This window comes from Mycobacterium sp. (assembly GCF_044342925.1).
In the GTDB taxonomy this organism is placed as follows: domain Bacteria; phylum Actinomycetota; class Actinomycetes; order Mycobacteriales; family Mycobacteriaceae; genus Mycobacterium.
Genome location: NZ_JBIIOV010000038.1, coordinates 1 through 22,152 on the forward strand (window position 1 = coordinate 1; position 22,152 = coordinate 22,152).

Below are 22,152 nucleotides of genomic sequence, written 5' to 3' on the forward strand. Positions count from 1 at the left end.
CTAGCGCACGACCTGGGGCGGCATCACGTTTGCGCCCCAACACGAAATCCCCCGCGTGCCCGAGGGCCCGCGGGGGATCTGACGAGCTAAAACTACTTGACGGTGACCGATGCGCCGGCGGCCTCGAGCTTGGCCTTGGCGTCCTCGGCGGCCTCCTTTTTGACCTTCTCCAGCAGCGGCTTGGGGGCGCTGTCGACGAGGTCCTTGGCCTCCTTGAGACCCAGACCGGAGACGATCTCGCGGACGACCTTGATGACGCCGATCTTCTTGTCGCCGGCGCTCTCGAGGATGACGTCGAACTCGTCCTGCTCCTCGGCAGCCTCGGCGGCCGGTGCGGCGCCCCCGACGGCGGCGACGGCGACCGGAGCGGCCGCGGTGACCTCGAAGACCTCTTCGAACTTCTTCACGAACTCCGAGAGCTCCAGGAGGGTCATTTCCTTGAACGCGTCGAGCAGTTCGTCAGTGGACATCTTTGCCATGAGTTGTGGCCCTTTCCGTACTTAGTGGTTTTGGTGGGTAGTTAGGCGGCTTCGCCGGACTTCTTGTCCTGCAGCGCGGCGGCCAGGCGGGCCATCTGCGATGCGGGAGCGTTGAACAAACCGGCCGCCTTGGCCAGGTTGCCCTTCATTGCGCCGGCCAGCATGGCCAGCAGCACCTCACGCGACTCCAAGTCCGCGATTCGGTTGACTTCGTCGACGGTCAGCGCGTGACCGTCCATGTAGCCGCCCTTGATGACCAGCGATTTGTGGTCTTTGGCGAACTTCTTGATCGCCTTGGCCGCGTCGACGGCTTCACCGGAGACGAACGCAATAGCGGTCGGTCCGGCGAACAGATCGTCGAGGCCTTCGATACCGGCCTCCGCCGCAGCCCGCTTCACGAGCGTGTTCTTGGCGACGGTGTAGGTGGCGGTGCCGCTCAGCGAGCGACGCAGTTCGGCCAGGTTGGCCACGGACAGACCGCGGTACTCGGTGACCACGGTGGCCGTCGAGGACTTGAACTGCTCAGTGATCTCAGCGACCGCGGTGGCCTTTTCAGGCTTGGCCATGCATTGCCTCCTCATGTTCTTCGGAGTGGATACCGGATGCATCCGCCGAAGAACGTGGGACAACACGTCCGAAAAAACCAGAACGCCCCGACGCAGATGGCCGGGGCGTGAAGAAGGCCGCTGACGAACAGCGGCTTATGCCTCGTCCTCCTGCGTGGGCCGCCGGGATAGTCCGGACTTTCAACCGATGCACAACACATCGGTGACCAACGGTCTTCGGTGGAACGCGGAAAGGGTAGCGCGCGCCGCTCAGTCTGCCCAAATCCAGGTCACGGTGAGCCCCACATCAGCGCAGCAGCGCGGCGGCGCCCACCAGACCGGCTTCGCCGCCGAGTTCGGCCGGCACCACCCGCAGACCACGGAGGAAGTCCAGATGCGCGTAGTCGGTGAGCGCCTCCCGAAGCGGGTTGAACAACACCGGCCCGGCGTTGGCCACTCCCCCGCCGACGACCACCAGATCGAGGTCGCACGCCGCGCCGACGGAGGCGATCATCGCCGCGACGGCGCGCGCCCCACGGCGGAAAGACCGCACCGCGATGTCGTTGCCGGCCGCGGCGTCGTCGGCCAGTTCCTTGGCGTCAGCGCCGGCCCAGCCCTGTTCGCGGGCCCAGGCAACCAGGTGCGGCCCGCTGGCGATGGCTTCGACGCAGCCGCGGGCCCCGCAGTTGCACAGCGGGCCGTCGACGTCGACCACCATGTGGCCGACATGTCCGGCGTTGCCGGTGCGCCCGTCGTACGGTGCACCGTCGAGCACCAGCCCGCCGCCGATGCCGGTGGAGATCACCATGCCGAGCATGAACGTCGCGTCCCGACCGGCGCCGCGCCAGTGCTCGCCCAGGGCCATGCACAGACCGTCGCCGGCTAATCGCACCGGCACGCCCGGAACCGCGGCAGCCACCCGATCGCGGACCGGGAATCCGCGCCACGCCGCGATGTTGACCGGGCTGATGGTGCCGTCGCGCAGATGGATCGGGCCGGCCGAGGAGATGCCCACCCCGCTGACCGTCCCGCCGGCGGCGGCAAGCGCCTCGACGATGGTCCGCTCGGCGGCGGCCCAGACCTCGTCGAGGTCGTCGCTGCGCGGCGTCGGCTGCCGATTGCTGTGCAGCAGTTCGCCGTTGATGTCGACGAGTCCGGCGGCGATCTTGGTGCCGCCGATGTCCAGGGCCAATACCGGTGCGCTCATACCGAATCTCAATGCCTGTGGATGTTGTCGGGCTGGCGGGGGTCGCCGGGGTGTTCGTAGCCGGGCGCGAGCCACACCAGTGCGGCGCGCCGCTGTTCGAGCCAGATGCGGTACGCGCGGCGGCGCGCGGCGCCGCGCAGCATCGCCGCGATGGCCGGCGCGATGTCGGCCAGGTCGGGATCGGGCCCGTCGCCGGCGGCGAACCGACGCGGGTTGCGCCGGTGGTAGTCGGCGACCGTGGCGTGGTCGACGTCGACGCCGGAGGTGACGCGGGCGAACACCGCGCGGGCAAGCGGGGCGGCCAGCGTGCTCGCCGCAATGCTGCCGATCTCCAGCCGGGCTGTGAGGTCGGGCAGCACGTCCACTTCGGTGGGCGTGTCCGGGGTCACCGTCACCCCCAGGGCGGCGGCCTCGACGGCCACCACCCGTTCGGTGACCAGCAGCTGGGTGAGCCAGCGCCGCAGTTGGCGGCCTTCACTGGTTCCCGGACGCGGCAGAGCGGCGGTCTGGGGCGAGGCGCGCAACACCCGCTCGCGCTCGTCGACGTCGGCGACGGGCACCGCGGTGCCGGCCACTGTCGCTGCCGCAGCAGAATGTCGCCGGCCGTGCGGCTCCGGACTCACCGGACCGTCACCGCCACCGCCTGCGTATAAAGCAGTCGGCCCGCACAGGCGATCCGGATCAGCGCCCACCACCGGCCGGGCACCGCCCAGGGGGGCGGGGCGACGTCGAAGCCGACCTCCACGCTGGACCGGGCCGGCAGTGTCGCGCCGCAGGCCGCGGGGCCCATCCATTCCCAGGTCCCCCACGGGCTGATCAGGTGCGCTTCCAGCGCGAGGTCGGCCCGCGCCCCGCTGGCGACGGTCGCGGTCAGCCGGGCGCGGCCCCCGCGGTCGACGACGACCTCCTCCGGTTCGGACACCAGCCGCAACAGTTCCTCGTCCGGTTCACCGACAGTGACCATGCAGATGTCCTCGACGCGTTGCCGCCACGCATGCGGCAGGGTGCCGGTCGGAACGCCGGTCAGGGCCAGTTCAGCCCGCACCGGGTAGTGGCCGGGCTCCGCGTCCTCGGGGACGCAGACGGAGAGCCCGGTTTCGTGATGACCGCGCGGCCGCAAAACGTGGGACCGATCCGCGAACGTCCGCACCGCCGAATCCTCGTTCCACCCGCGGGGATAGCGCATCCGCACGGTTGCGCTGAGGTCGGCGTCACTGCAATCACTGGCCATCGTCAGTCGCAGCCGGACGGTCTGCCCCGGTGCGGCCTGCACCGCCTGAGGGTGCAGGTGCGCCACGGCCGGCAGACCCCCCAGCGGCGCAGGCCCGCGGTTGTGCAGCCAGTACCGCGCGTACAGCGGCTGAGCCTCCTCGGCATCGGGCGCCAGCGACCTGCCTTCGGCTCCGATGACGGGCTTGACATCGACGTGCGCTGTCAGCGTGGCGATCTGGTAGCCGTGCAGCGTCAGCGGCTCGTCGACGCTGCGGGCACGCTCCAGCAGATCGGCTCCGGCTAGGTGACCGACCGTTCCGACCGACGTCGCGATGACGGGTTCGGCTGCGGCACCAGAGGTTTCGACAAGCCGGATGGTGACCTCAGTCGGGTCGACGGCGGCGGCACTGCCGGTCGCGGTGGGATTTCCTCGTGGCTTGAGGGTGGCCAGCTGGACCGCACCGGCGTGATCCACGGTCAGCAGCGACCCGTCGGCGGCCAGTCCCGCGGCACCGGACTCCACCGGGACCGCGAGCAGCGGATGGTTGAACTCGGCACTGCGCGCGGGCATTCCGGTCTCGCGCCAGTCGCCGGAGCCGGTCACCAGCGCGAAGTCGAAGGTGTGACTCCAGTGCTGCAGCTGGAAGTTGGAGCCGTCGGGGGCCTTTCGCTGCGGCGGGTCGATCCAGGTGCCCGACGGCCAGCCGGTGCAGGATCGCATCAGCGAGGCGTGCAGGGTGCCGTCGCGCTCGACGGCGAAACCGGGCACTCCGCGGTTGATCAGGGCGACGGTGCGCGCCTCGAACTCCCCGTCGCCGACGGGGCTGTCTTGGACGACGGTGATCTCGGCGTCGGACAGGTCGGACACCAGCGCCTGGACCGCTGCGTCCCCGGCGACGATGAGGACGGGCAGATCCAGCACGCCGCGCAGGTCGGCATCGGGCACCCACACCTCGTCCAACGACTTGACCGCCGGCACCAAAATCCGCGCATGGCCTTGGGCCAGTTGGCGTTTCAGCTCGGCGACGTAGCAGGGTTCGGCGGCGGCCAGCACCGCGGCGGTGAACGGGTTGCGCTCCGGACCGCCGAGCGCGATGCGGGCGTCGGGCAGGTTGGAGTCCACGTCGAGATGGCCGTACCGGGGACTCTCCGCGCTGCTGCAGGTGGCGGTCACCCCGGCGCGCACCAGCGCGACCATCAGCTCACGGGCCCCGGCGGTGTCGCCCTCAGCTGGCACCACCACCTCGGCCACCGACACCGCACGCGTGTGATCGTGGGCGGCCACTCGCACGCACGAGGACAACCCGAACCAGCCGTGCGCCGGGTTGTCCAGCGTCCAGGGATGCTGCGCGGAGTCCACCGCGCGGTCTTCTCCGCTGTTGTGGTCGTGCATCAGCCCGAAGCCGCGGCCTACTACCGCGTCGCCGACCTCACTGACCGGCAACGCGCCCGGTACCGGACATGGCCAGCGCAGCCGGACCAGGCGGTCGGCACCGGTGAAGTCGTCGATCGTGGTGCGGCAGTCCACTCGGTCGATGCCATGCCACAGCGTCAGCGTCTGGGTGTACCGCAGTTGGGTGCCGACGTTGCCGCGCACCACCAGCCGCTGACCCAGCGGGCTGCGGTAGACCTGGACCGACGCCGGGGTCGCCGACGAGCACTCCAGCGGCCCTTTCGGGAGCAGGTGCCACGGCCCCTCCCCCGCTTCGGGGTGAGCGGGATACTCCTCGTAGACAGCCAGTTCGTTGCCCACCGCGCCGGGGGCGATCAGCTCCCGGCCGCTGCCCGTCTCCACCAGCGACACCACGCCACCGCCGCGTTGCGCGTCCACGCGCAGCCGATGGAACTCGTTGCCGATCTCCGCTCCGTCGGCCTCGGCCCACTCCGAGTTCGCCGAACCGCCGACCACCCGATAGGTACGCCAGCCCACCGATCCCACGTCGTCGGCGCGCCAGCTCACCGAGTGTCCGTCGTCCTCAACCAGCGCCGGCAGCTGCGCCCCCGACGAATCGAGTACCGTGACGCCACCGGACGCCGGATCATCGAGCCGAACCGTTACGATGTCGGATCGCTTGTTGCCCAACGGATTCCAGACGACGACCGATGGAAGTTCGGCGCAGACGGCGTTGGACAGCACGGTCAGTGCGTTGGCCCGGGCGGTGCGCCCCAATTCCCAGGCGTCGCGCCAGCCGGTCAGCAGGTCCAGGTACACCTGGTCGGACTCGCTGCCGGTGATGGCGTCGTGGTGGGCGCCCCATGCCAGCTGCACCCAGGCCTTGGCCAGCGCTGCTTCCGGGTAGCGCGCACCGCTGAGCACCGCCGCGAACGTCGCGAACCGTTCGGCGCCCAGCACGGCGTCCTCAGCGGCCCGGTTGGCCTGCTTGGTGTCGATGTAGGAGACGTCCTTACCGGTATAGATCGGGTTCATGTCCCGGGTCTGCGGGGAGGGCGACGCGTCGCGCTCATCGAGTTCGGCACGGACGGCGGCGAAGAATTCGCTCGGGACCGCACAGACGAATCGGGGCCAGGTGTAGCGGGCGTTCCAGTCCCGGTGGATGTCGGTAACCCAGGCGTTGGGCGGGGTGTAGTCAGTGCCGACCGGCAGCAGCACGTTGCGGGTCAGCGCCACCGATCTCAGTTGCCGGAACAGCTCGAAGGTCGCCTGCTCGGCTTGGTCCAGCGATGTCGACGAGTCCATCCACCAGCCGGCCGCGTAGTGCGCCGGCATGTAATGCGTCAACAGGCCGACACCCGAGGGCGCGATCCACTCGAACTCGCTGCGGAACTGCATCCGCCGCGGATCTCCCCCGCCCGCCATCGGGCCCCACTGATGGTGCGGCCCACGCGCCCACGAACTCGACGTCAGCCCGGCGTCGGCGGCCATACCGGGAAACTGCGGGTCGTGTCCGAAGACGTCGAGCTGCCAGGCCGTCGCCGGGTCTGCACCGAGGACGTCACGCTGAAATCCGCTGCCGTGGACGAAATTCCGGATGGAGGTCTCCGCGCCGGTGAGGTTGGTGTTGGGTTCGTTGTAGGTGCCGCCCATCACCTCCACCCGCCGCTGGGAGATGAACCGCAGCAGGTCGGCGCGATCTTCGGGGTGGGCATCGAAATAGGGCTTGAGATAGTCGACCTCGGCGAGCACGAACTTGTAGTCCGGATCGCGACGGGCCATCTCCAGGTGCGCGGCCACCAGAGCGAAAGCGTTGTTCTGCTTGCACTGTCCCGGCGGATCCTCGGTCCACAGACTGGTGTAGGCGCCCTGGGTGTTCCACCACACCGGGTCGTAGTGGAAGTGGCTGATCATGTACATCGTCCAGCCGGGCTCGGCCACCGTGAACTCGAACGCGATCTCGACCCCGCCGGCCACAACCCGGGCGGCACGCCGCTGCCCGGGAACCGGTTTGTCCACCCGCACCGGCACTTCCAGCAGGCCGTCCCCGACCTGACGGGGCTGACCGGACGTACTCAGCCCGTCACCCTCGACGCGCAGCGCGCCCGGATCGGACCCGGTGTAGCCGACTCGCACAATCTGCTGCGGGTCGCCTGGATCACCGATGAAGAGGTCGGTCGACTCGACCGTGGTCACCTGCACGTCGGCAAATCTACGCCGGACTTTCGCCCGGATGAGGGCTCACCGCGCAGACACCTCCACCACCAGCGGCCGGTGATCGGAGATCGGCAGATGTGGCGCACCGGACACTCCGGCAACCAGGTCGGCGCGATCGGTCAGGATGTGGTCGAGTTGGCGGTCCGGCGCCTGCGCCGGGAAAGTGTGGGCGGCCGCCAACGGGAGCATCCCCGACCAGCGGGCGGCGGCCGCAGGACCCATGTTGAGATCGCCCATCAGGATTCGCGGGCCGGGCAGCCCGCGCAGGTCACGGGTCAGTTCCCGCAGCTGCACCCGGTTCCAGCCGGGCACGAACGACAGGTGGGTGTTGGCCACCGCAATCGGCCCGAACGGGGTGTCGATCTGAGCCACCATCGCGGCCCGCGGCTCCTCATGGACCACCATCACCCGGTTCGGCCCCGGCAGATACATCGGAAAGCGGACGGGAATCCGGGGCAGCCGCACTACCTGCCAGGACCGCGCCGGATAACGGGTCAACAGCGCGATTCCGTAGGCCGCCGTGCCGGGTTGCTCTGATCCGCTGGCGGCCATCCACGTTGCGCCGGGGGTGCCGGAGATCGCGGAAACGAATCGGTGTTCCACGGCACCCATCGCCGCGGCCGCCAGGGAAGTCAGGTCCGCCAGCGCTGACCGCGGCTGATCGCAGTCGACCTCCTGCAGTGCCAGCACGTCGGCGTCGATCTGGCGGATGCTGCGCTCCAGGCGGTCCAGATCCACGTTGCCGTCGTGCACGCTGCGTCCGTGCAGGATGTTGAAGGTGGCCATCCGCATGGGTACTACATACCCACGACAGGAAGGTCCGCCATGGCGGGAAGCAGCCGGTTACGAGATGCGCTCAAGCGGTCCGCCTCGGCGTTGAAGGCCAACGGGCCGGAGTTCGCCCTGGCGGGCAGCTACGCCCTGTGGGTGTACGGCGGTCCGGAACCCGACCATGATGTCGACTTCGTGGTCGCCGAAACCGACGTGGAGGCCGCGGCGGCGACGTTGCAGGACGCGGGGTTCCGCGTGCAGCGCACACCGGAGGATTGGCTATTCAAGGCATGCGTCGGGGACGACTTCGTCATCGACGTGCTGCACCGGCTCAACGGGGTCCCCGTCGACAAACGGATCATCGACGGCGCCGAGTCGCACGACGTGCTCGCCATCCACATGCGGGTACTCGCGCCCACCCAGGTGGTGACCGAGAAGCTGTGCTCGCTGCATGAACACCACTGCGACTTCGCGACCCTGCTGCCCGGAGTGCGCGCGGTGCGAGAGCGGGTGGACTGGGACCAGGTGCGTGCCGGCACCGCCCGCAACGACTTCGCCCAGGCATTCCTGACGCTGACCGACCGACTCGGGATCACTCCACACTGAGGAGGACCAAGGGCTCAGAGGCAACCCGCCGGGCTCCCATGGCGGGAGCCCGGCGGATTGCGTGATTCGAAGCGGTGCGGTCAGGCCGCCGTGCGGACCACCTCCCGCTCGTGCCCCTCGCCCTCCATCGCCGCGAAGGCAGGGTCGTCGGCGAAGGACTTCAGGCGCGCAATCCGGTAGATCAGCAGGCCGTAGAGACACTTCGCGAGGATGTCTGCCAGGGAGTATCCGACCTGCTTGGCCACCCACGCGTCAGCTCCACCGCCGCCGAAGTAGATCGGGATCAGGTAGGCGATCGGGTACACGCCCCAGGTTGCGAACAGCAGCAGGCGCATATTGCTGACGGTCTTGCGCACCGCTTCGGGCTGCCGATCGAGCGACTTGGTCAGCTCCACGAACAGCACGTAGAGGATGTAGAGGAACGGGATCGTGGACAGCAGACCCCAGACGTTGCGGGTGAAGTTGTCGGCACTGATCTCGCCGGGGTAACCCAGCGCGATCATCAACGCCGAAGCGGGAATGAGCTTCACGAGCAGCGCGGTCTGCAGCTTGCGGGCCAGGGCCAGCACGACGATGAGTTCGGCGAGCAGCAACGGCACGGTCAGCAGCCAGTCGACGTAGCGGTAACCCTCGTTGAACGAGTGGCCGGCGGCTTGTTCGTACATGCCGCGGCCGCCCTTCGCATCGGTGACAAACGCCATCTTGAACGAGTCGAAAATCCGGAAGTAGTGGTAGGCGGCGATACCGCAGACGATCGCGGACATCACCAGGGCCTGCCGGTAGCGCGGCAGCACCCGCTTCTGCGACATCACCAGGAACAGCGCGGTGAACAGCTGTGATGCGATCACCAGAGACAAAAAGTTGTACACCGTGTCGAACTGCGGTTGGGTTAACTGGTCAGGGATCATCTCTCACCTTCAGATAGTGATGCCAGACGTCGGGCAGACCTGGACAACACTTACCGTAAACCCCGCCCGCCGTCCCTGGTTCCGGAACTGTGTCTCGCGTAATGGAATGTTCACAGCGGCCGTTTTCCGTGCGCCCAACCCTGTGAGCCGTGCCGCGGAGGTGGTGGCAGCCAGCCCGGATTTGGCACACTGACACAAATGAGTTCCACCAACAGCCGCGATCACCACCGCGAAGTCGCCAAGCTGGATCGGGTCCCGTTGCCGGTAGAGGCGGCCCGGGTCGGCATGACCGGTTGGCAGCTCACCCGGACCGCCCTGCGCGTGCTTCCGCAGCTCGCCGCCAAGGGCGCAGTGCAGGACAAGCTCATCAGGCAGCTACCGCAGACCTTCGCCGATCTCGGCCCCACCTACGTCAAGTTCGGGCAGATCATCGCGTCCAGTCCCGGGGCGTTCGGCGAGCAGTTGTCCCGCGAGTTCCGCGGTCTGCTCGACGCCGTGCCCCCAGCCGACACCGCCGAGGTTCACCGACTGTTCAAGCAGGAACTCGGCGCCGAGCCAAGGGAACTGTTCGCGACCTTCGACGAGCAGCCCTTCGCCTCGGCATCGATCGCCCAGGTGCACTTCGCCACCCTGCACTCCGGCGAGGACGTCGTCGTCAAGATCCAGCGCCCGGGCATCCGGCGTCGGGTTGCCGCAGACCTGCAGATCCTCAAGCGCTTCGCGCAGGTGGTCGAGCTGGCCAAGCTGGGCCGGCGGCTGTCTGCGCAGGACGTGGTGGCCGACTTCGCCGACAACCTCGCCGAGGAACTCGACTTCCGCATCGAGGCGCAGTCCATGGAAGCCTGGGTCTCCGGCCTCAAGAGCTCACCGCTGGGGCGCAATATCACAGTGCCCCAAGTGCATTGGGAGTTCACCAGCGAGCGCGTGCTGACCATGGAACGGGTGCACGGCGTCCGTATCGACGACTTGCCCGCCATCCGCAAGAAGGGCTTCGACGGCACCGAGTTGATCAAGGCGCTGTTGTTCTCCACCTTCGAAGGCGGCCTGCGGCACGGCCTGTTCCACGGCGACCTGCACGCCGGCAACCTTCTGGTCGATGACAAAGGCCGGATCGTGTTTCTCGACTTCGGGATCATGGGCCGCATCGACCCGCGCTTGCGGTGGCTGCTGCGGGAACTGGTCTACGCGCTGCTGGTCAAGAAGGACCACGCCTCGGCAGGCAAGATCCTGGTTCTGATGGGCGCGGTCGGCAACGCCAAGCCCGGACCGGAAGCCGCCAAAGATTTGGAGTCGTTCACCACCCCGCTGACCATGAAGACCCTGGGCGACCTGTCGTATGCCGAGATCGGCCGGCAGCTCTCCACGCTGGCCGACGCCTACGACGTCAAACTGCCGCGGGAACTGGTGCTCATCGGCAAGCAGTTCCTCTATGTGGAGCGCTATATGAAGCTGCTGGCGCCCAAGTGGCAGATGATGTCCGACCCCGAACTCACCGGCTACTTCGCGAATTTTATGGTCGAGGTCAGCCGCGAGCACCAGAGCGACGTCGAGGCGTGATGGAAGTCCGGTCCGGGTACGCGCCCGCATCCTGGGGCCAGGAGCGACTCGAACTCCACTACGAGGACCTCGGCGACTCCGCCAACCCGCCGGTGCTGCTGATCATGGGTCTTGGCGCGCAGTTGGTGTTGTGGCACGACGAGTTCTGCCAACAGCTCGTCGACCTCGGCTACCGGGTTATCCGTTTCGACAACCGCGACGTCGGCCTGTCCACAAAACTGCACGGCCGGCGGACGGACGGTCCGCTCATCCCGCGGCTGCTGCGCTCGTTCGTCGGGCTGCCGAGTAAGTCCGTCTACCGACTTGAGGACATGGCCGACGACGCCGCCGCGGTGCTCGACCACCTCGGTATCGGGCGGGCACACGTAGTGGGGGCGTCGATGGGCGGGATGATCGCCCAGATCTTCGCCGCCCGCTACGCCGAGCGCACCGCCGGTCTGGGAATCATCTTCTCCTCCAACAACTCCGCGCTGCTGCCACCGCCGGCGCCGGATGCTCTGATGTGTCTGATCAAGGCGCCGCCGGCCACGTCGCCGCGGGATGTCATCGTGGCGAACTCGGTGCGGGTGTCAAGGATCATCGGCAGCCCGGCCTACCCCGTGTCCGACGAGCAGCTGCGCGCCGACGCCATCGAGAACTACGAGCGGTGCTTTTATCCGCAAGGCATAGGTCGACACTTCGACGCAGTCCTGGGCAGCGGCAGCCTCAAGCGTTACGACGCCGCGATCACCGCTCCGACGGTCGTCATCCACGGCCGGGCGGACAAGCTGATGCGGCCGGCCGGTGGACGGGCGATCGCCGCAGCCATCCGCACAGCACGCCTGGCGCTCTTCGACGGTATGGGGCACAACCTGCCAGAACCGCTCTGGGGCGCCATCGTCAGCGAACTCGACGCGACATTTTCGCAGTTCGCGGGGGCACGGTAGTTCCGGGGCGCACCCGACACGGTCAGGTGTCGTGACCTGACACGTTGTTGTCAGGCGGTGAGCCGGCTGATGGGTGGTTGTCCGCCGAGGAGGTCCTCCCAATTTCACGCGGGCGCGCCGTCAACAACATCCCGGGTCACGACAGCTAGGCTTCTCAGGCGCCTGAAGCGGGCCGGGAGCACGGTAACGTTGCCGTCGATGGGCGGCCATCGGGGGGCCGTGGTGACTGAACCACCGAGCAACACGGGAGCGAACACACACATGCCTGAAGCCAGCGACACCAAAGACATGCGGCCGCACTTCGAGGACATCCAGGCGCACTACGACCTTTCGGACGACTTCTTCGGTCTGTTCCAGGATCCGACCCGCAAGTACAGCTGCGCATACTTCACCGGCCCGGACGCGACCCTCTCCGAGGCGCAGATCGCCGATGTCGACCTCAACCTCGACAAACTCGATCTCAAGCCAGGAATGACCCTGCTGGAGATCGGCTGCGGATGGGGCTTGACCATGCAGCGAGCCATGGAGAAGTACGACGTCAACGTGATCGGTCTGACCCTGTCGAAGAACCAGCAGGCGTACTGCCGCCAGCTGTTGGAGAAGGTGGACAGCCCCCGCACGTTCGACGTACGCCTGGAAGGCTGGGAGCAGTTCCATTCACCCGTCGACCGGATCGTGTCCATTGAGGCCTTCGAGCACTTCGGCTTCGACCGTTACGACGACTTCTTCAAGAACTGCTTCGACATCCTGCCCGCCGATGGCCGGATGACCATCCAGAGCAGCGTGGGCTACCACCCGCTCGACCTCGCCGCCCGCGGCAAGAAATTGACTTTCGCGTTAGCTAGGTTCATCAAATTCATGCTCACCGACATCTTCCCCGGGGGGCGCCTGCCCAGCACCGTGATGATGATCGAGCACGGCAAGAAGGCCGGATTCGAGGTGCCCGACGCCATGTCCCTGCGCAACCACTACATCAAGACGCTGGGTCTGTGGGCGGACACCCTCGAACGGAACAAGACGGCTGCCATCGCGGCTACCGACGAGGACACGTACGCCAAGTACATGCGCTATCTCAAGGGCTGCCAGTACTACTTCATCGACGAGTCCATCGATGTCAGCCTGGTGACTTACCTCAAGCCCGACGCCGCCGCCGCATGAGCCGGCCAGCGCCGCGGACAGCGGGCAGGCACTTAGTCCGCTTAGGGGAGCCCGTGGCGATCCTGTGGAGATTCTTAACGGCACGGGCGGAAATGTTTGCGGGGTAAGTTGACAACTTATACCCCGGGTGCCAGTATTCAGGCAGACTTCAACGCGAGAACCGCAGGGATGGGGAACCCACCATGACTACCGCTGTAACCAAATTCCAGCTGGGAACTGCAGCTATGGCGCTGGCCGCTGCAGCGACCCTCACTCCGGTGGTCGCCCAAGCCGACTCGATCGCGCCCCTGGCGCCGTCGCTGTCCTCTTTCGCCACGGCGCTCGGCGATTCGGCCGGTCAGCCGGTCGGTGCCGTCTGCGATGGCATCGAGGCTGGGGACTGCACGCTCGTGACCGCAGTTCCCACCGCCGCCGCGCTCGCCGGCTCTCAGCAGCGGTCGACCCTCGAAGACTGGCTGCAGCCGGTCTTCCAGAACCAGCTGTGGTGGTTCGGCACCCCGAATCCCAACCCGCCGGAGCGGACGGTCGTCTTCACCTACAATCCGCCCCTCCTTAAGCTACTCGGCTGGTTTCCGGACCTGAACTTCGAGAGCTGCTTCCTCGGGTTCACCAGCGTCTACGGCCCCTACGGTTCCGTCACCGGCTCCTACAGCCGGGGCTGCGCGTAGACCTTCCGATAATCTTCACAAGTGGGGCGGCCGTCTGTGCGGCCGCCCCGCTTTTTTGCCGTCGATAGGGAAGTCTGAGTGAGCAATTTCTCGCGTATTCCGCTCGGTCGTGACGGAGAACGGCCGGGCGACCGGCGTTTCGGAGGCCCCGCACGCAGACCTGCGGTGCGGTGGGCTGTTCTAGCGTTGCTGCTGCTCGTTCTCGCTTTCGGCGCCTGGCTCGGCTTTTCGGCCTTCCAGGTCAAGTCGAACCTCGAACGGGCTCGCGACAGCGCCACACAGGTCAAAGATGCGTTGTTCGACGGCGACTCGAATGGGGCGTCCCAGTGGGCGCAGACGGCTGTTTCGCAGGCGGAGTCTGCGCAAGCTGCGGCTCACTCGACACCCTGGACTATCGCTGCGGCGGTGCCGTTCCTGGGCAGCCCGTTCCGAACCGGGCAGCAGATGACCGACGTTGTCGTCGGCTTGGCGGCGGACGTTCTCCGGCCCGCCGCCGAAGCCGGTATCGGCCTGTCACCGGCGAAGTTGTACAGCAACGGCCGCGTCGATGTTCAGCTGCTCCGCCAGCAAGGAACTCAACTTCGGACGTTGTCCGATAGCGCGAGCCTGCTACAGACTCAGGCAGCAGCGATTGCCGAACCGGCGTTCCTCTCCCCGATCCGGGATGCCCGCACCCAGCTGCAGGATCAGACGGCAACCACCGCCGCTCTGTTGCAGAACTCGGCCCTCGCTGCGGACGTGGCGCCGGCGATGATGGGCGCGGACGGGCCGCGCTCCTATTTGATGGCCTTCCAGACCAACGCCGAGGCTCGCGGCACCGGCGGACTGGCCGGCGGTTTCGGTGTCCTACGGTTCGACAACGGCAAGCCGACGGTCGACATGCTGGCTCCGAACACCGAGCTACAGGGAGCCACCGCCGCAGTGGACCTGGGGCCCGAATTCGCCGAGCAGTACGGATTCACCAACCCGTTCACCGATTTTCGAAACAGCAACATCAGTTCACACTTTCCGTACGCCGCGCAGATCTGGAAGTCGATGTGGGAACGCGAGGCCGGCCAGCGGGTCGACGGCGTGATCGCCATCGACCCGGTGGCGCTGAGCTACATCCTTGCGGCCGAGGGCCCAGTGAAGCTGCCCGACGGTGAGGTCGTCACCGAGGACAACGTCGTCGAGCTGACAGAGTCGACCGCCTACGCCAAATTCCCGACGGACCAGATGGCGCGCAAGAAGTACCTGCAGGACATCGCGAATGCGGTCGTCAAGGAAACCACCGGACAGGTGAAGTCTCCCGGAAAGATGCTCGACGCGTTGGGCAGGGGTGCCAGCGAACGCCGCATTGCAGTGTGGAGCGCCTTCCCCGCGGAGCAGAAAGTCCTGGAGGAGACTCCGCTGGGACACGCAGTCCCCGACGACGCCGCCCCCTATGCCGGGGTCGTGATCAACAACCTCGGTGGCAACAAGATGGACTACTACCTTCGGCGCGAGATCGAATACGCCGCCGACGGGTGCCAGGGCGACATGCGGAATTCCACCATTTCGGTGAAATTGACCAACACCGCCAACGCCGGCGAGCTTCCGGAGTACATCACCGGCACAGCGGGGCTGGCCCCTGGGTTTCCCCTGAAGATGCCACCGGGAAGTATGGTGACGTCGGTTCGGGTGCTGACCACCACGGGTGCCCGGCTGACGGCAGTGACGTCCAACGGGCAGCGGATATCCGCGGTCTTCCACTCCGAACGCGGGCATCCCACCTACGAGGTCCAGGTCGTCATTCCGCCTGGACAGAGTGGCGAATTGAGCTTCCAGCTCTCCGAACCCACCGCCGCCGGCGAGCCTCGCGTGCCAATCCAGCCACTGATCGACCAGGTGAACCCGCGGGTGACGGTACCGACGTGTTCATGACCGTCGGATCGTTCCTGAAGCACCCCCGTACAGCAGCCATACGAAGGGCCCGAGTTTGAACCTCCAACACCTCACGAGGCTTATCCGCAGCCACTGGTTCATCATTGCGGTCACCACCCTGGCCGCCGTTCTGATTTCGATTGTGATCACGCTGCTGACAACGCCGCTGTATCAGGCCTCGACGCGGATGTTCGTGTCCACGACCTCCGGAGCGTCGGCTACCGACCTCTACCAGGGCAATCGCCTCTCCCAGGATCGCGTGATCTCGTACACCGAACTCATCAAGGGCGAAACGCTGGCGCAGCGCACCGTCGACAAGCTGGGCCTCGATGTGGGCGCTGAAACCCTGAGATCTCGGATTCAGGCGACCTCCAAACCCGGCACCGTCCTGATCAACGTCAAAGTGCTCGACGAGTCCCCCGTCCGCGCGCGCGATATCGCCGACGCGCTGTCTGATGAGTTCGTCGTCATGGTGAAGGAATTGGAGACTTTAGGCCCCGGGTCTCGCCCGGACGCCCGGGTTGTCGTCGAGCAACGTGCCTCAGTCCCGGAAAAGCCCGTCGTCCCCAAGCGCGCTCGCAATATCGCCCTAGGGCTCTTCGGCGGGTTGACGTTGGGAGCCCTGCTCGGACTCCTCCGCGACGTTCTCGATAACACCGTCAAGACCGAGGAGAGTCTCGAGGAAATCACCGGCGCTGGGGTGGTCGGCATCATCCCGTTCGACAAGAACTGCCGCGATCAGCCCGCGATTTCGTTCGACACCGACAACTCCGGGATCGCCGAGGCGTTCCGCAAGCTCCGAACGAACCTGCAGTTCCTCGCGGTCGATAACCCGCCGCACTTCATCGTGGTGCTGAGTTCGACTCCGAACGAAGGCAAGTCGACCACGGCGATCAACCTCGCCCTGGCGCTTGCCGAGGCGGAAAAGAGCGTCGTTCTGGTCGACGGCGACATGCGTCGCCCGACTCTGCATCTTTACCTCGGTCTGGTTGGGGCCGTCGGGTTCAGCACCGTGCTCAGCGGTGGAGCCACCCTGGACGAAGCCCTGCAGGACACGAAATATCCGCGGCTGAGCGTCCTGGCAGCCGGCCCGACACCACCGAATCCCAGTGAACTGATCGGATCCAAAGCAGCGCGCAAGACGCTGAACGAGCTCCGGTCCCGATTCGACTTCGTGATCGTGGATTCGCCGCCACTGCTCGCGGTCACCGACGGTGCGATCTGGTCGACCTTCGCCGACGGCGCATTGATCATCGCCAAATTCGGTGAGACCAAGCGCGACCAACTGGAACACGCGGTAGGCAACCTCCGCGATGTGGGCGCAACCGTGCTCGGCGCAGTGTTCACGATGGTTCGCGGCCGGGGGCCCGGGTCCTACAACTACTACTACTCGGGCCGGTACGGACGGTACGGCGAAACGGCGGCACCAGTCGCCGCCACCGAGTACGTCACCGAAGAGCCGGTCGAATATGTGACCGAAGAACCGGTCGAAGCCGCAGATCCCGAGGCGCCGAGGACGTAGACGGGTCGGGCTCACCGAAGCCCTCGGCCCGACCCGGCCACGACCTGTCAGGCCACGGCTAGCTCAGACGGGCTCTGAGCTGGCTGGGAACATCCTCAAGATCCCGGAAACCCAGGACGTTCCCCCAGCACGTGTCGACGTCCGCCGGGGGTTGCGTGAAAAATCCGCGCCAGCGGTGACGCGAGCCGTATTCGACAATGGGCTCCCACACCGAATAAATGACGTGGTAACCAAGTTCGGTGAGGAAATTACTGCTGTCCCGCAAGGAGTAGCCCAGCGGAACAGTCTTGCGGTCTTCGAACTCGTAGAGCACGAAGCGCGGTTTGCGAGTCCAATCGAATCCCTTGAGGGCGAAGAAGTCGTAACCCTCGATATCGATCTTCAGGAACTCGACTTGGCCTACGCCACGCTCACGCAAGTCTTCTGCCAGAGTGACGATGTCGACCGTTGCGGTCGGCTCGTGCGACCCGTGGAACGGGGCGAGAGCGCTGATCCCGGTGGAGACCGAAGACGTGAAGAACGACACGGATTTCGCCGGCTTGTCGGACACCGCGGAAGTAGAAAGCTGGACGCGCGGATTCTTGCCGATCCGACGTTCGAATGCTTTTCGATTTACCGGGTCCGGCTCGTATGCAACAGCAGACCAGCCTTTGTCAAGAAACAGGCTCGTCACAACACCGTGATGGGCACCTACATCGACTACTACTGAGTTGGTAGGGCTGGGGCGTTTCGATTCGATCTTCCGAATGATGTCGGCCTCGTCGACGAAATCCCGTCTCAGGGAATACACCACTGATCGCAGTCGCTTTGCGATCGAGGGCGGGATTTTATCGACCAGCTCAGAACGGAAGGAAGCCACGGACACAATTTAACACGAACGCCCACCGCGCCCTAGCCGGCTCTAGACGACCTCGGTAAACCCGGCCACGCTTTTGAGATGACGACGAAGCTTGCAGGTCAGTAAGCGCCCGAGGGACGTAGCACAGCCTTGAAGGTCTGCACAGTGATGAGCAGGTCCGCCATCATCGACCAGTTCTCGACATAGAACAGATCGAGTCGAAGCGAGTCCTCCAACGACAGATCCGAACGGCCGCTGACCTGCCACAACCCGGTGATTCCCGGACGCACCAGCAGTCGCCGCCGTCCAGCGGCGTCATACGCCTCCACTTCGCTCTTGACCTGCGGACGCGGTCCGACCACGCTCATTTCGCCCTTGAGCACGTTGATGAATTGCGGCAACTCGTCGAGGCTGTATTTGCGCAAATATTTACCGATTGCGGTGATCCTCGGATCATTGACGAACTTGAACGGGTCGCGAGGCGATGCGACCAAATTCAAATTCGCGAGATCCTGCGCCATGGTGTCGGCTCCGACGACCATCGTGCGGAACTTGATCATCTCGAACGTCTCGCCATTGAGTCCGATGCGATGGTGGCGGTAGAACAGCGGACCCTTACTCGTCAACTTGACCGCAGTAGCAATTGCGAAAAGTATCGGAAATGCGGCCAACAACACGCAGAAGGAGAAACCGACATCGAACGCCCGTTTCTCGAATCGCTGGGCTCCGTGATATCGCGGCTTTTCCACATGGATCAGTGGAAGGCCCGCGACCGGACGCATGTGCAGTCGCGGCCCGGCGACGTCGACCAGACTGGGAACGACCAGGAGGTCGATGTCGACCTTCTCCAGATCCCAGGACAGTGATTTCACGTTCCGGCTGTCGAGCTGTTCGGTGGCTGTGACGGCGACTGCGTGACTGTCCGTCGCAACGACGGCGTCGGTGATCCTGGTCTCATTACCGAAGACCGGCAAGACGCCGACGCCAGGCACGTCGATCTCGCCGCGATCCGGGGCGTCCGGTATGCATGCTCCCACTACGACATATCCCGACCACGGCTCCCGCGCCAAAGCGACTGCCAGGTCGCCGACAGCGCCGACACTGCCGAAGGCCAGCACCCGCGTCACGAGGCCACCGTTTTTCAGCCTCCGCTTCCTCACCACCATTCGGGCGGCCCAACGCCCGAGGACGAGAAGGAAGGAGCCGACGGGCAGAGCGATCATCAGGTAGCCGCGTGCGATATCGAGTTTGGCGAGCATGGAAATGATGGCGACTACCCCGAACAGCGAGATGGTGGCGAGCCAGACCCGCCGGTATTCCTCGGCTCCGGAGCCGATGATGCGCTCAGATCGTGAGTGATTGATCGAGAGCGCGGCAAGCCAGCCGACCGCAATGGCGATGGATACCTCGAAATACGACCAGCTTCCTTGCTTGTTCTGCACATCCAACAGATCGCCGAACCGGAGCCATTTCGCGAGCGCCACCGCAGTGACGATGGCCACCGAGTCAACCAACAGAAGCCAGCGCGAGTACCGGTGCCGCCAGTCACGACTGTTCCCGGTATTTTGCGCCTGCGCCGGCTCAGCACCGCTTGCCACACGGTTCTGCCTGTTGGCGGTCGTCATTCAGGGTCCTCCCACGGTTCGCGGCGAATCTCCAATGTCACTGAGATTAGACTTAGAAGTGTCTCACGGTGCGCAGCTTCACTCAAGTGGGAGCAAAGTCCATTTGACGGGCGACCCCAGCGCGCCCTAGTGATGACTGAACTACCGCTCGCTGAATTTCCGCACTTGAAGCTCGTAGATAATGCCCACCTGGGTGGCCCCACCGAGAAGTACGGCCCGTCCTCCACCTCGTCAGCGAGCTAACTTCAGGTAGACTTGGTTTTCGGCCGATCAGCCGATTCTTTTCGGGTTCCTGCACACAGTCATCGACGGGTGAAGGCGGCCTGACCGGCTAGCGCCGGTGCCTGTAGCATCGGGAACCGCGCAGCGCAGTTTGCGGAGCTGCGTCCGATAACAGGAAGATCAAGCAGTTGGCTAAACGTGCATTTATTACTGGAATCACCGGTCAAGACGGTTCCTACCTTGCAGAACTGCTGCTCGCAAAGGGCTACGAAGTACACGGCTTGATCCGTCGAGCATCGACCTTCAATACCGCCCGAATCGACCACCTCTTCGTTGATCCGCATTCGCCCGAGGCGCGTTTGTTCCTGCACTACGGTGATCTTTCCGATGGATCGCGCCTAGTCACGCTCCTCGCTGAAGTAAAGCCGGACGAGGTCTACAACCTTGCGGCGCAATCGCACGTGCGGGTCTCGTTCGAAGAACCAGAACATACCGCCGACACCACCGGCACCGGTTCGGTCCGGCTGTTGGAGGCGGTGCGCCTGTCGGGCATCAAGACGCGCTATTACCAGGCGTCGTCCTCTGAGCTCTACGGCGATTCACCTCCACCGCAGGATGAAGACACCCCTTTTCACCCCCGCTCGCCGTATGCCGCAGCCAAGCTGTACAGCTACTGGATCACCAAGAACTACCGCGAGGCTTATGGGCTCTTCGCCGTCAACGGCATTCTGTTCAACCACGAATCACCACGTCGCGGTGAGACTTTCGTGACCAGGAAGATCACGCGTGCCGTTGCCGCTATCAAGGCGGGCCTGCAAGAACACGTCTACATGGGCAACCTCGATTCGGTGCGCGACTGGGGCTATGCCCCGGAGTACGTCGAGGGGATGTGGCGAATGCTCCAGGTCGATGAGCCGGATGACTACGTTCTGGCCACCGGGGTAGGCATCACCGTGCGGGAGTTCCTTGAAATCGCTTTTTCGCATGCCGGCCTGGACTGGGAGAAGCACGTCAGGTTCGACGAACGCTACCTTCGCCCCACCGAGGTCGATTCCCTCATCGGGGATGCATCGAAGTCGGCCAAGAAGCTGGATTGGACCGCGACCGTGGACGGCCGCCAGTTGGCCCGGTTGATGGTCGACGCCGATATTGCGGCGCTCGAACATGCTGGGCGTCCCTGGATTGACACCGTCCAGCTGACGTCCTGGCAGTCACCGACCTCAAAGTAAATTGCGCGGCCCAGCACCACGGTCAGGCGACAGCCGGCGAAACGGGACCGTCGCCGTCTCGTGGACCGGATGACGGCGTCCAGCCACGCCGCCGCGTCCTGAATAGGAGATCGATTGTGTTTAGGGAACTCTCGAAAGCTCGACGCCGTAAAGGGCTGCCCGAAAACACCTCCGACATCTGCGTCTTGAGTTTGCACTTCCCGCCCGAACCCACCGGAAATGCTCCTTATGTGGGTGGCCTCGCGAGTGGTCTGGCGGCCTCGGGCCACCACGTCACTGCACACGTCGGGTACCCGCACTATCCAGAGTGGAAGATCTACCAGGGCTATCACGGGTGGAGCACCCAGGAACGTCGTGACCGTGTCGACGTCCGGCGCCGCCGACACTATGTCCCGCAACCTCCGCGCGGCGCTCGACGCCTGCTGTCGGAGTTAAGTTTTGGTCTTCGGCTCGTTTTCGCGCGCTGGGGTGCACCCGACGTTGTGGTGGCGGTGTCCCCGTCGCTGTTCTCGACAGCGGTCGCCGTCACCCGGCTGCGACTCACGCCCGGTCGCCCGCGCCTGATCCTCTGGGTGCAGGACATCTACTCGCTCGGCGTCGCCGAGACCGGCGAAGGCGGCGAGTTCGTTCAGCGGGTCACCCGCTGGGTGGAGAAGTACACGGCCGGATCGGCGGACCGCATCGTCGTGTCGCTGAAGAATCACGCGGACTTCATCACCGACGAATTGGGGGTCAGCGCGTCCAGGGTGAAGGTGGTGCGGAACTGGACTCATCTCGCCCCATCCCCCGCGATCGAACCGTCGACCGCCAAGGCGGCGCTCGGCTGGCCGACAGATGTCACTCTCGCGGTGCACACGGGCAACATCGGAGTGAAACAAGGACTGGAGAACATTGTCGACGCGGCCCGGCTGGCCGATGAGACCAATGCCCCCGTCCGCTTCATTCTGGTCGGGGACGGCGGCGAAAGGCGGAAGGTCGAGGCATACGGGCGGGGCATTTCACGCCTGCAGTTCGTCGACCCGTTGGGCGATCGGGAGTACCGCTTGGCGCTGGCCGCTGCCGACGTGCTGGTCGTCAATGAGAAGCCCGGCGTTTCCTCCATGGCGTTACCGAGCAAGCTCACCGCCTACTTCGACGCCGGCCGTCCCATCGTGGCGGCCGCCGACC

18 protein-coding genes are annotated in these 22,152 nt (G+C 65.6%); 9 read left to right on the forward strand and 9 right to left on the reverse strand.

Annotation, left to right across the window (positions count from 1 at the left end; translation table 11 throughout):
* Positions 1-92: 92 nt before the first annotated feature.
* From rplL to ADBZ6I_RS06160, 6 genes are all read right to left on the reverse strand, one after another.
* Entirely contained in the window at positions 93-479 is a 387-nt protein-coding gene (gene rplL, locus ADBZ6I_RS06135) for a 50S ribosomal protein L7/L12 (RefSeq protein ID WP_526381918.1), read from the reverse strand.
* A gap of 41 nt (positions 480-520) precedes the next feature.
* Positions 521-1,045, reverse strand: a complete 525-nt coding sequence (gene rplJ / locus ADBZ6I_RS06140; protein WP_526381920.1) for a 50S ribosomal protein L10 — start codon at positions 1,043-1,045, stop codon at positions 521-523.
* Positions 1,046-1,331: 286 nt separating this feature from the next.
* Entirely contained in the window at positions 1,332-2,231 is a 900-nt protein-coding gene (locus ADBZ6I_RS06145) for an ROK family protein (RefSeq protein ID WP_526381922.1), read from the reverse strand.
* Positions 2,232-2,239: 8 nt separating this feature from the next.
* Positions 2,240-2,854 (reverse strand): DUF7158 domain-containing protein, encoded by a 615-nt coding sequence (locus ADBZ6I_RS06150; RefSeq protein WP_526381924.1) that lies wholly within the window; start codon positions 2,852-2,854, stop codon positions 2,240-2,242.
* Positions 2,851-7,038 (reverse strand): glycoside hydrolase family 38 N-terminal domain-containing protein, encoded by a 4,188-nt coding sequence (locus tag ADBZ6I_RS06155; protein WP_526381926.1) that lies wholly within the window; start codon positions 7,036-7,038, stop codon positions 2,851-2,853. The genes ADBZ6I_RS06150 and ADBZ6I_RS06155 overlap by 4 nt, the downstream gene beginning before the upstream one ends.
* Positions 7,039-7,077: 39 nt before the next feature.
* Entirely contained in the window at positions 7,078-7,845 is a 768-nt protein-coding gene (locus tag ADBZ6I_RS06160; protein ID WP_526381928.1) for an endonuclease/exonuclease/phosphatase family protein, read from the reverse strand.
* A 33-nt stretch (positions 7,846-7,878) separates the two neighbouring features.
* Between ADBZ6I_RS06160 and ADBZ6I_RS06165 the strand changes: the two genes are divergently transcribed.
* Positions 7,879-8,430, forward strand: coding sequence for a hypothetical protein (locus tag ADBZ6I_RS06165; RefSeq protein ID WP_526381930.1), 552 nt, complete (start codon positions 7,879-7,881; stop codon positions 8,428-8,430).
* An 80-nt stretch (positions 8,431-8,510) separates the two neighbouring features.
* Here the strand turns inward: ADBZ6I_RS06165 and ADBZ6I_RS06170 are convergent, their stop codons facing one another.
* Entirely contained in the window at positions 8,511-9,278 is a 768-nt protein-coding gene (locus ADBZ6I_RS06170; protein WP_526381932.1) for a bacteriorhodopsin-like, read from the reverse strand.
* A gap of 258 nt (positions 9,279-9,536) precedes the next feature.
* Between ADBZ6I_RS06170 and ADBZ6I_RS06175 the strand changes: the two genes are divergently transcribed.
* From ADBZ6I_RS06175 to ADBZ6I_RS06200, 6 genes are all read left to right on the forward strand, one after another.
* Complete coding sequence (locus tag ADBZ6I_RS06175) at positions 9,537-10,895, forward strand: ABC1 kinase family protein (RefSeq protein ID WP_526381934.1); 1,359 nt, start codon at positions 9,537-9,539, stop codon at positions 10,893-10,895.
* On the forward strand, positions 10,895-11,821 hold the full coding sequence (locus ADBZ6I_RS06180) for an alpha/beta fold hydrolase (protein WP_526381952.1): 927 nt from the start codon (positions 10,895-10,897) through the stop codon (positions 11,819-11,821). Before ADBZ6I_RS06175 ends, ADBZ6I_RS06180 begins: the two co-directional genes overlap by 1 nt.
* Before the next feature lie 261 nt (positions 11,822-12,082).
* The gene (locus ADBZ6I_RS06185; protein ID WP_526381936.1) at positions 12,083-12,979 is read left to right on the forward strand and encodes a cyclopropane mycolic acid synthase family methyltransferase; all 897 of its coding nucleotides are present in this window, start codon (positions 12,083-12,085) and stop codon (positions 12,977-12,979) included.
* 224 nt (positions 12,980-13,203) lie between these two features.
* Positions 13,204-13,647, forward strand: a complete 444-nt coding sequence (locus tag ADBZ6I_RS06190) for a hypothetical protein (protein WP_526381938.1) — start codon at positions 13,204-13,206, stop codon at positions 13,645-13,647.
* Between the two features lie 78 nt (positions 13,648-13,725).
* Positions 13,726-15,549: a DUF4012 domain-containing protein gene (locus ADBZ6I_RS06195; protein WP_526381940.1), complete on the forward strand. Its 1,824-nt coding sequence runs from the start codon at positions 13,726-13,728 to the stop codon at positions 15,547-15,549.
* A 55-nt stretch (positions 15,550-15,604) separates the two neighbouring features.
* The gene (locus ADBZ6I_RS06200) at positions 15,605-17,071 is read left to right on the forward strand and encodes a tyrosine-protein kinase domain-containing protein (RefSeq protein WP_526381942.1); all 1,467 of its coding nucleotides are present in this window, start codon (positions 15,605-15,607) and stop codon (positions 17,069-17,071) included.
* 58 nt (positions 17,072-17,129) lie between these two features.
* On the opposite strand, the gene ADBZ6I_RS06205 is transcribed toward ADBZ6I_RS06200, so the two are convergent.
* Both ADBZ6I_RS06205 and ADBZ6I_RS06210 read right to left on the reverse strand, forming a co-directional pair.
* On the reverse strand, positions 17,130-17,930 hold the full coding sequence (locus tag ADBZ6I_RS06205; RefSeq protein WP_526381944.1) for an FkbM family methyltransferase: 801 nt from the start codon (positions 17,928-17,930) through the stop codon (positions 17,130-17,132).
* Between the two features lie 98 nt (positions 17,931-18,028).
* A complete protein-coding gene (locus ADBZ6I_RS06210; RefSeq protein WP_526381946.1) occupies positions 18,029-19,534 on the reverse strand; it encodes a sugar transferase in 1,506 nt (501 codons plus the stop codon).
* A gap of 410 nt (positions 19,535-19,944) precedes the next feature.
* Between ADBZ6I_RS06210 and gmd the strand changes: the two genes are divergently transcribed.
* Together gmd and ADBZ6I_RS06220 are read left to right on the forward strand one after the other, a co-directional pair.
* The gene (gmd, locus tag ADBZ6I_RS06215; protein ID WP_526381948.1) at positions 19,945-20,985 is read left to right on the forward strand and encodes a GDP-mannose 4,6-dehydratase; all 1,041 of its coding nucleotides are present in this window, start codon (positions 19,945-19,947) and stop codon (positions 20,983-20,985) included.
* Between the two features lie 230 nt (positions 20,986-21,215).
* Positions 21,216-22,152: glycosyltransferase family 4 protein (locus ADBZ6I_RS06220; protein ID WP_526381950.1), on the forward strand; the 937-nt coding region annotated here is incomplete at its 3' end.

Coding starts and splice junctions, on each gene's coding strand:
- ADBZ6I_RS06185 (WP_526381936.1), top strand. CDS start 12,083: ATGCCTGAAGCCAGCGACACCAAAGACATGCGGCCGCACTTCGAGGAC.
- ADBZ6I_RS06190 (WP_526381938.1), top strand. CDS start 13,204: ATGGCGCTGGCCGCTGCAGCGACCCTCACTCCGGTGGTCGCCCAAGCC.
- rplL (WP_526381918.1), bottom strand. CDS start 479: ATGGCAAAGATGTCCACTGACGAACTGCTCGACGCGTTCAAGGAAATG.
- ADBZ6I_RS06210 (WP_526381946.1), bottom strand. CDS start 19,534: ATGACGACCGCCAACAGGCAGAACCGTGTGGCAAGCGGTGCTGAGCCG.
- ADBZ6I_RS06180 (WP_526381952.1), top strand. CDS start 10,895: ATGGAAGTCCGGTCCGGGTACGCGCCCGCATCCTGGGGCCAGGAGCGA.
- ADBZ6I_RS06160 (WP_526381928.1), bottom strand. CDS start 7,845: ATGCGGATGGCCACCTTCAACATCCTGCACGGACGCAGCGTGCACGAC.
- ADBZ6I_RS06175 (WP_526381934.1), top strand. CDS start 9,537: ATGAGTTCCACCAACAGCCGCGATCACCACCGCGAAGTCGCCAAGCTG.
- ADBZ6I_RS06145 (WP_526381922.1), bottom strand. CDS start 2,231: ATGAGCGCACCGGTATTGGCCCTGGACATCGGCGGCACCAAGATCGCC.
- ADBZ6I_RS06165 (WP_526381930.1), top strand. CDS start 7,879: ATGGCGGGAAGCAGCCGGTTACGAGATGCGCTCAAGCGGTCCGCCTCG.
- rplJ (WP_526381920.1), bottom strand. CDS start 1,045: ATGGCCAAGCCTGAAAAGGCCACCGCGGTCGCTGAGATCACTGAGCAG.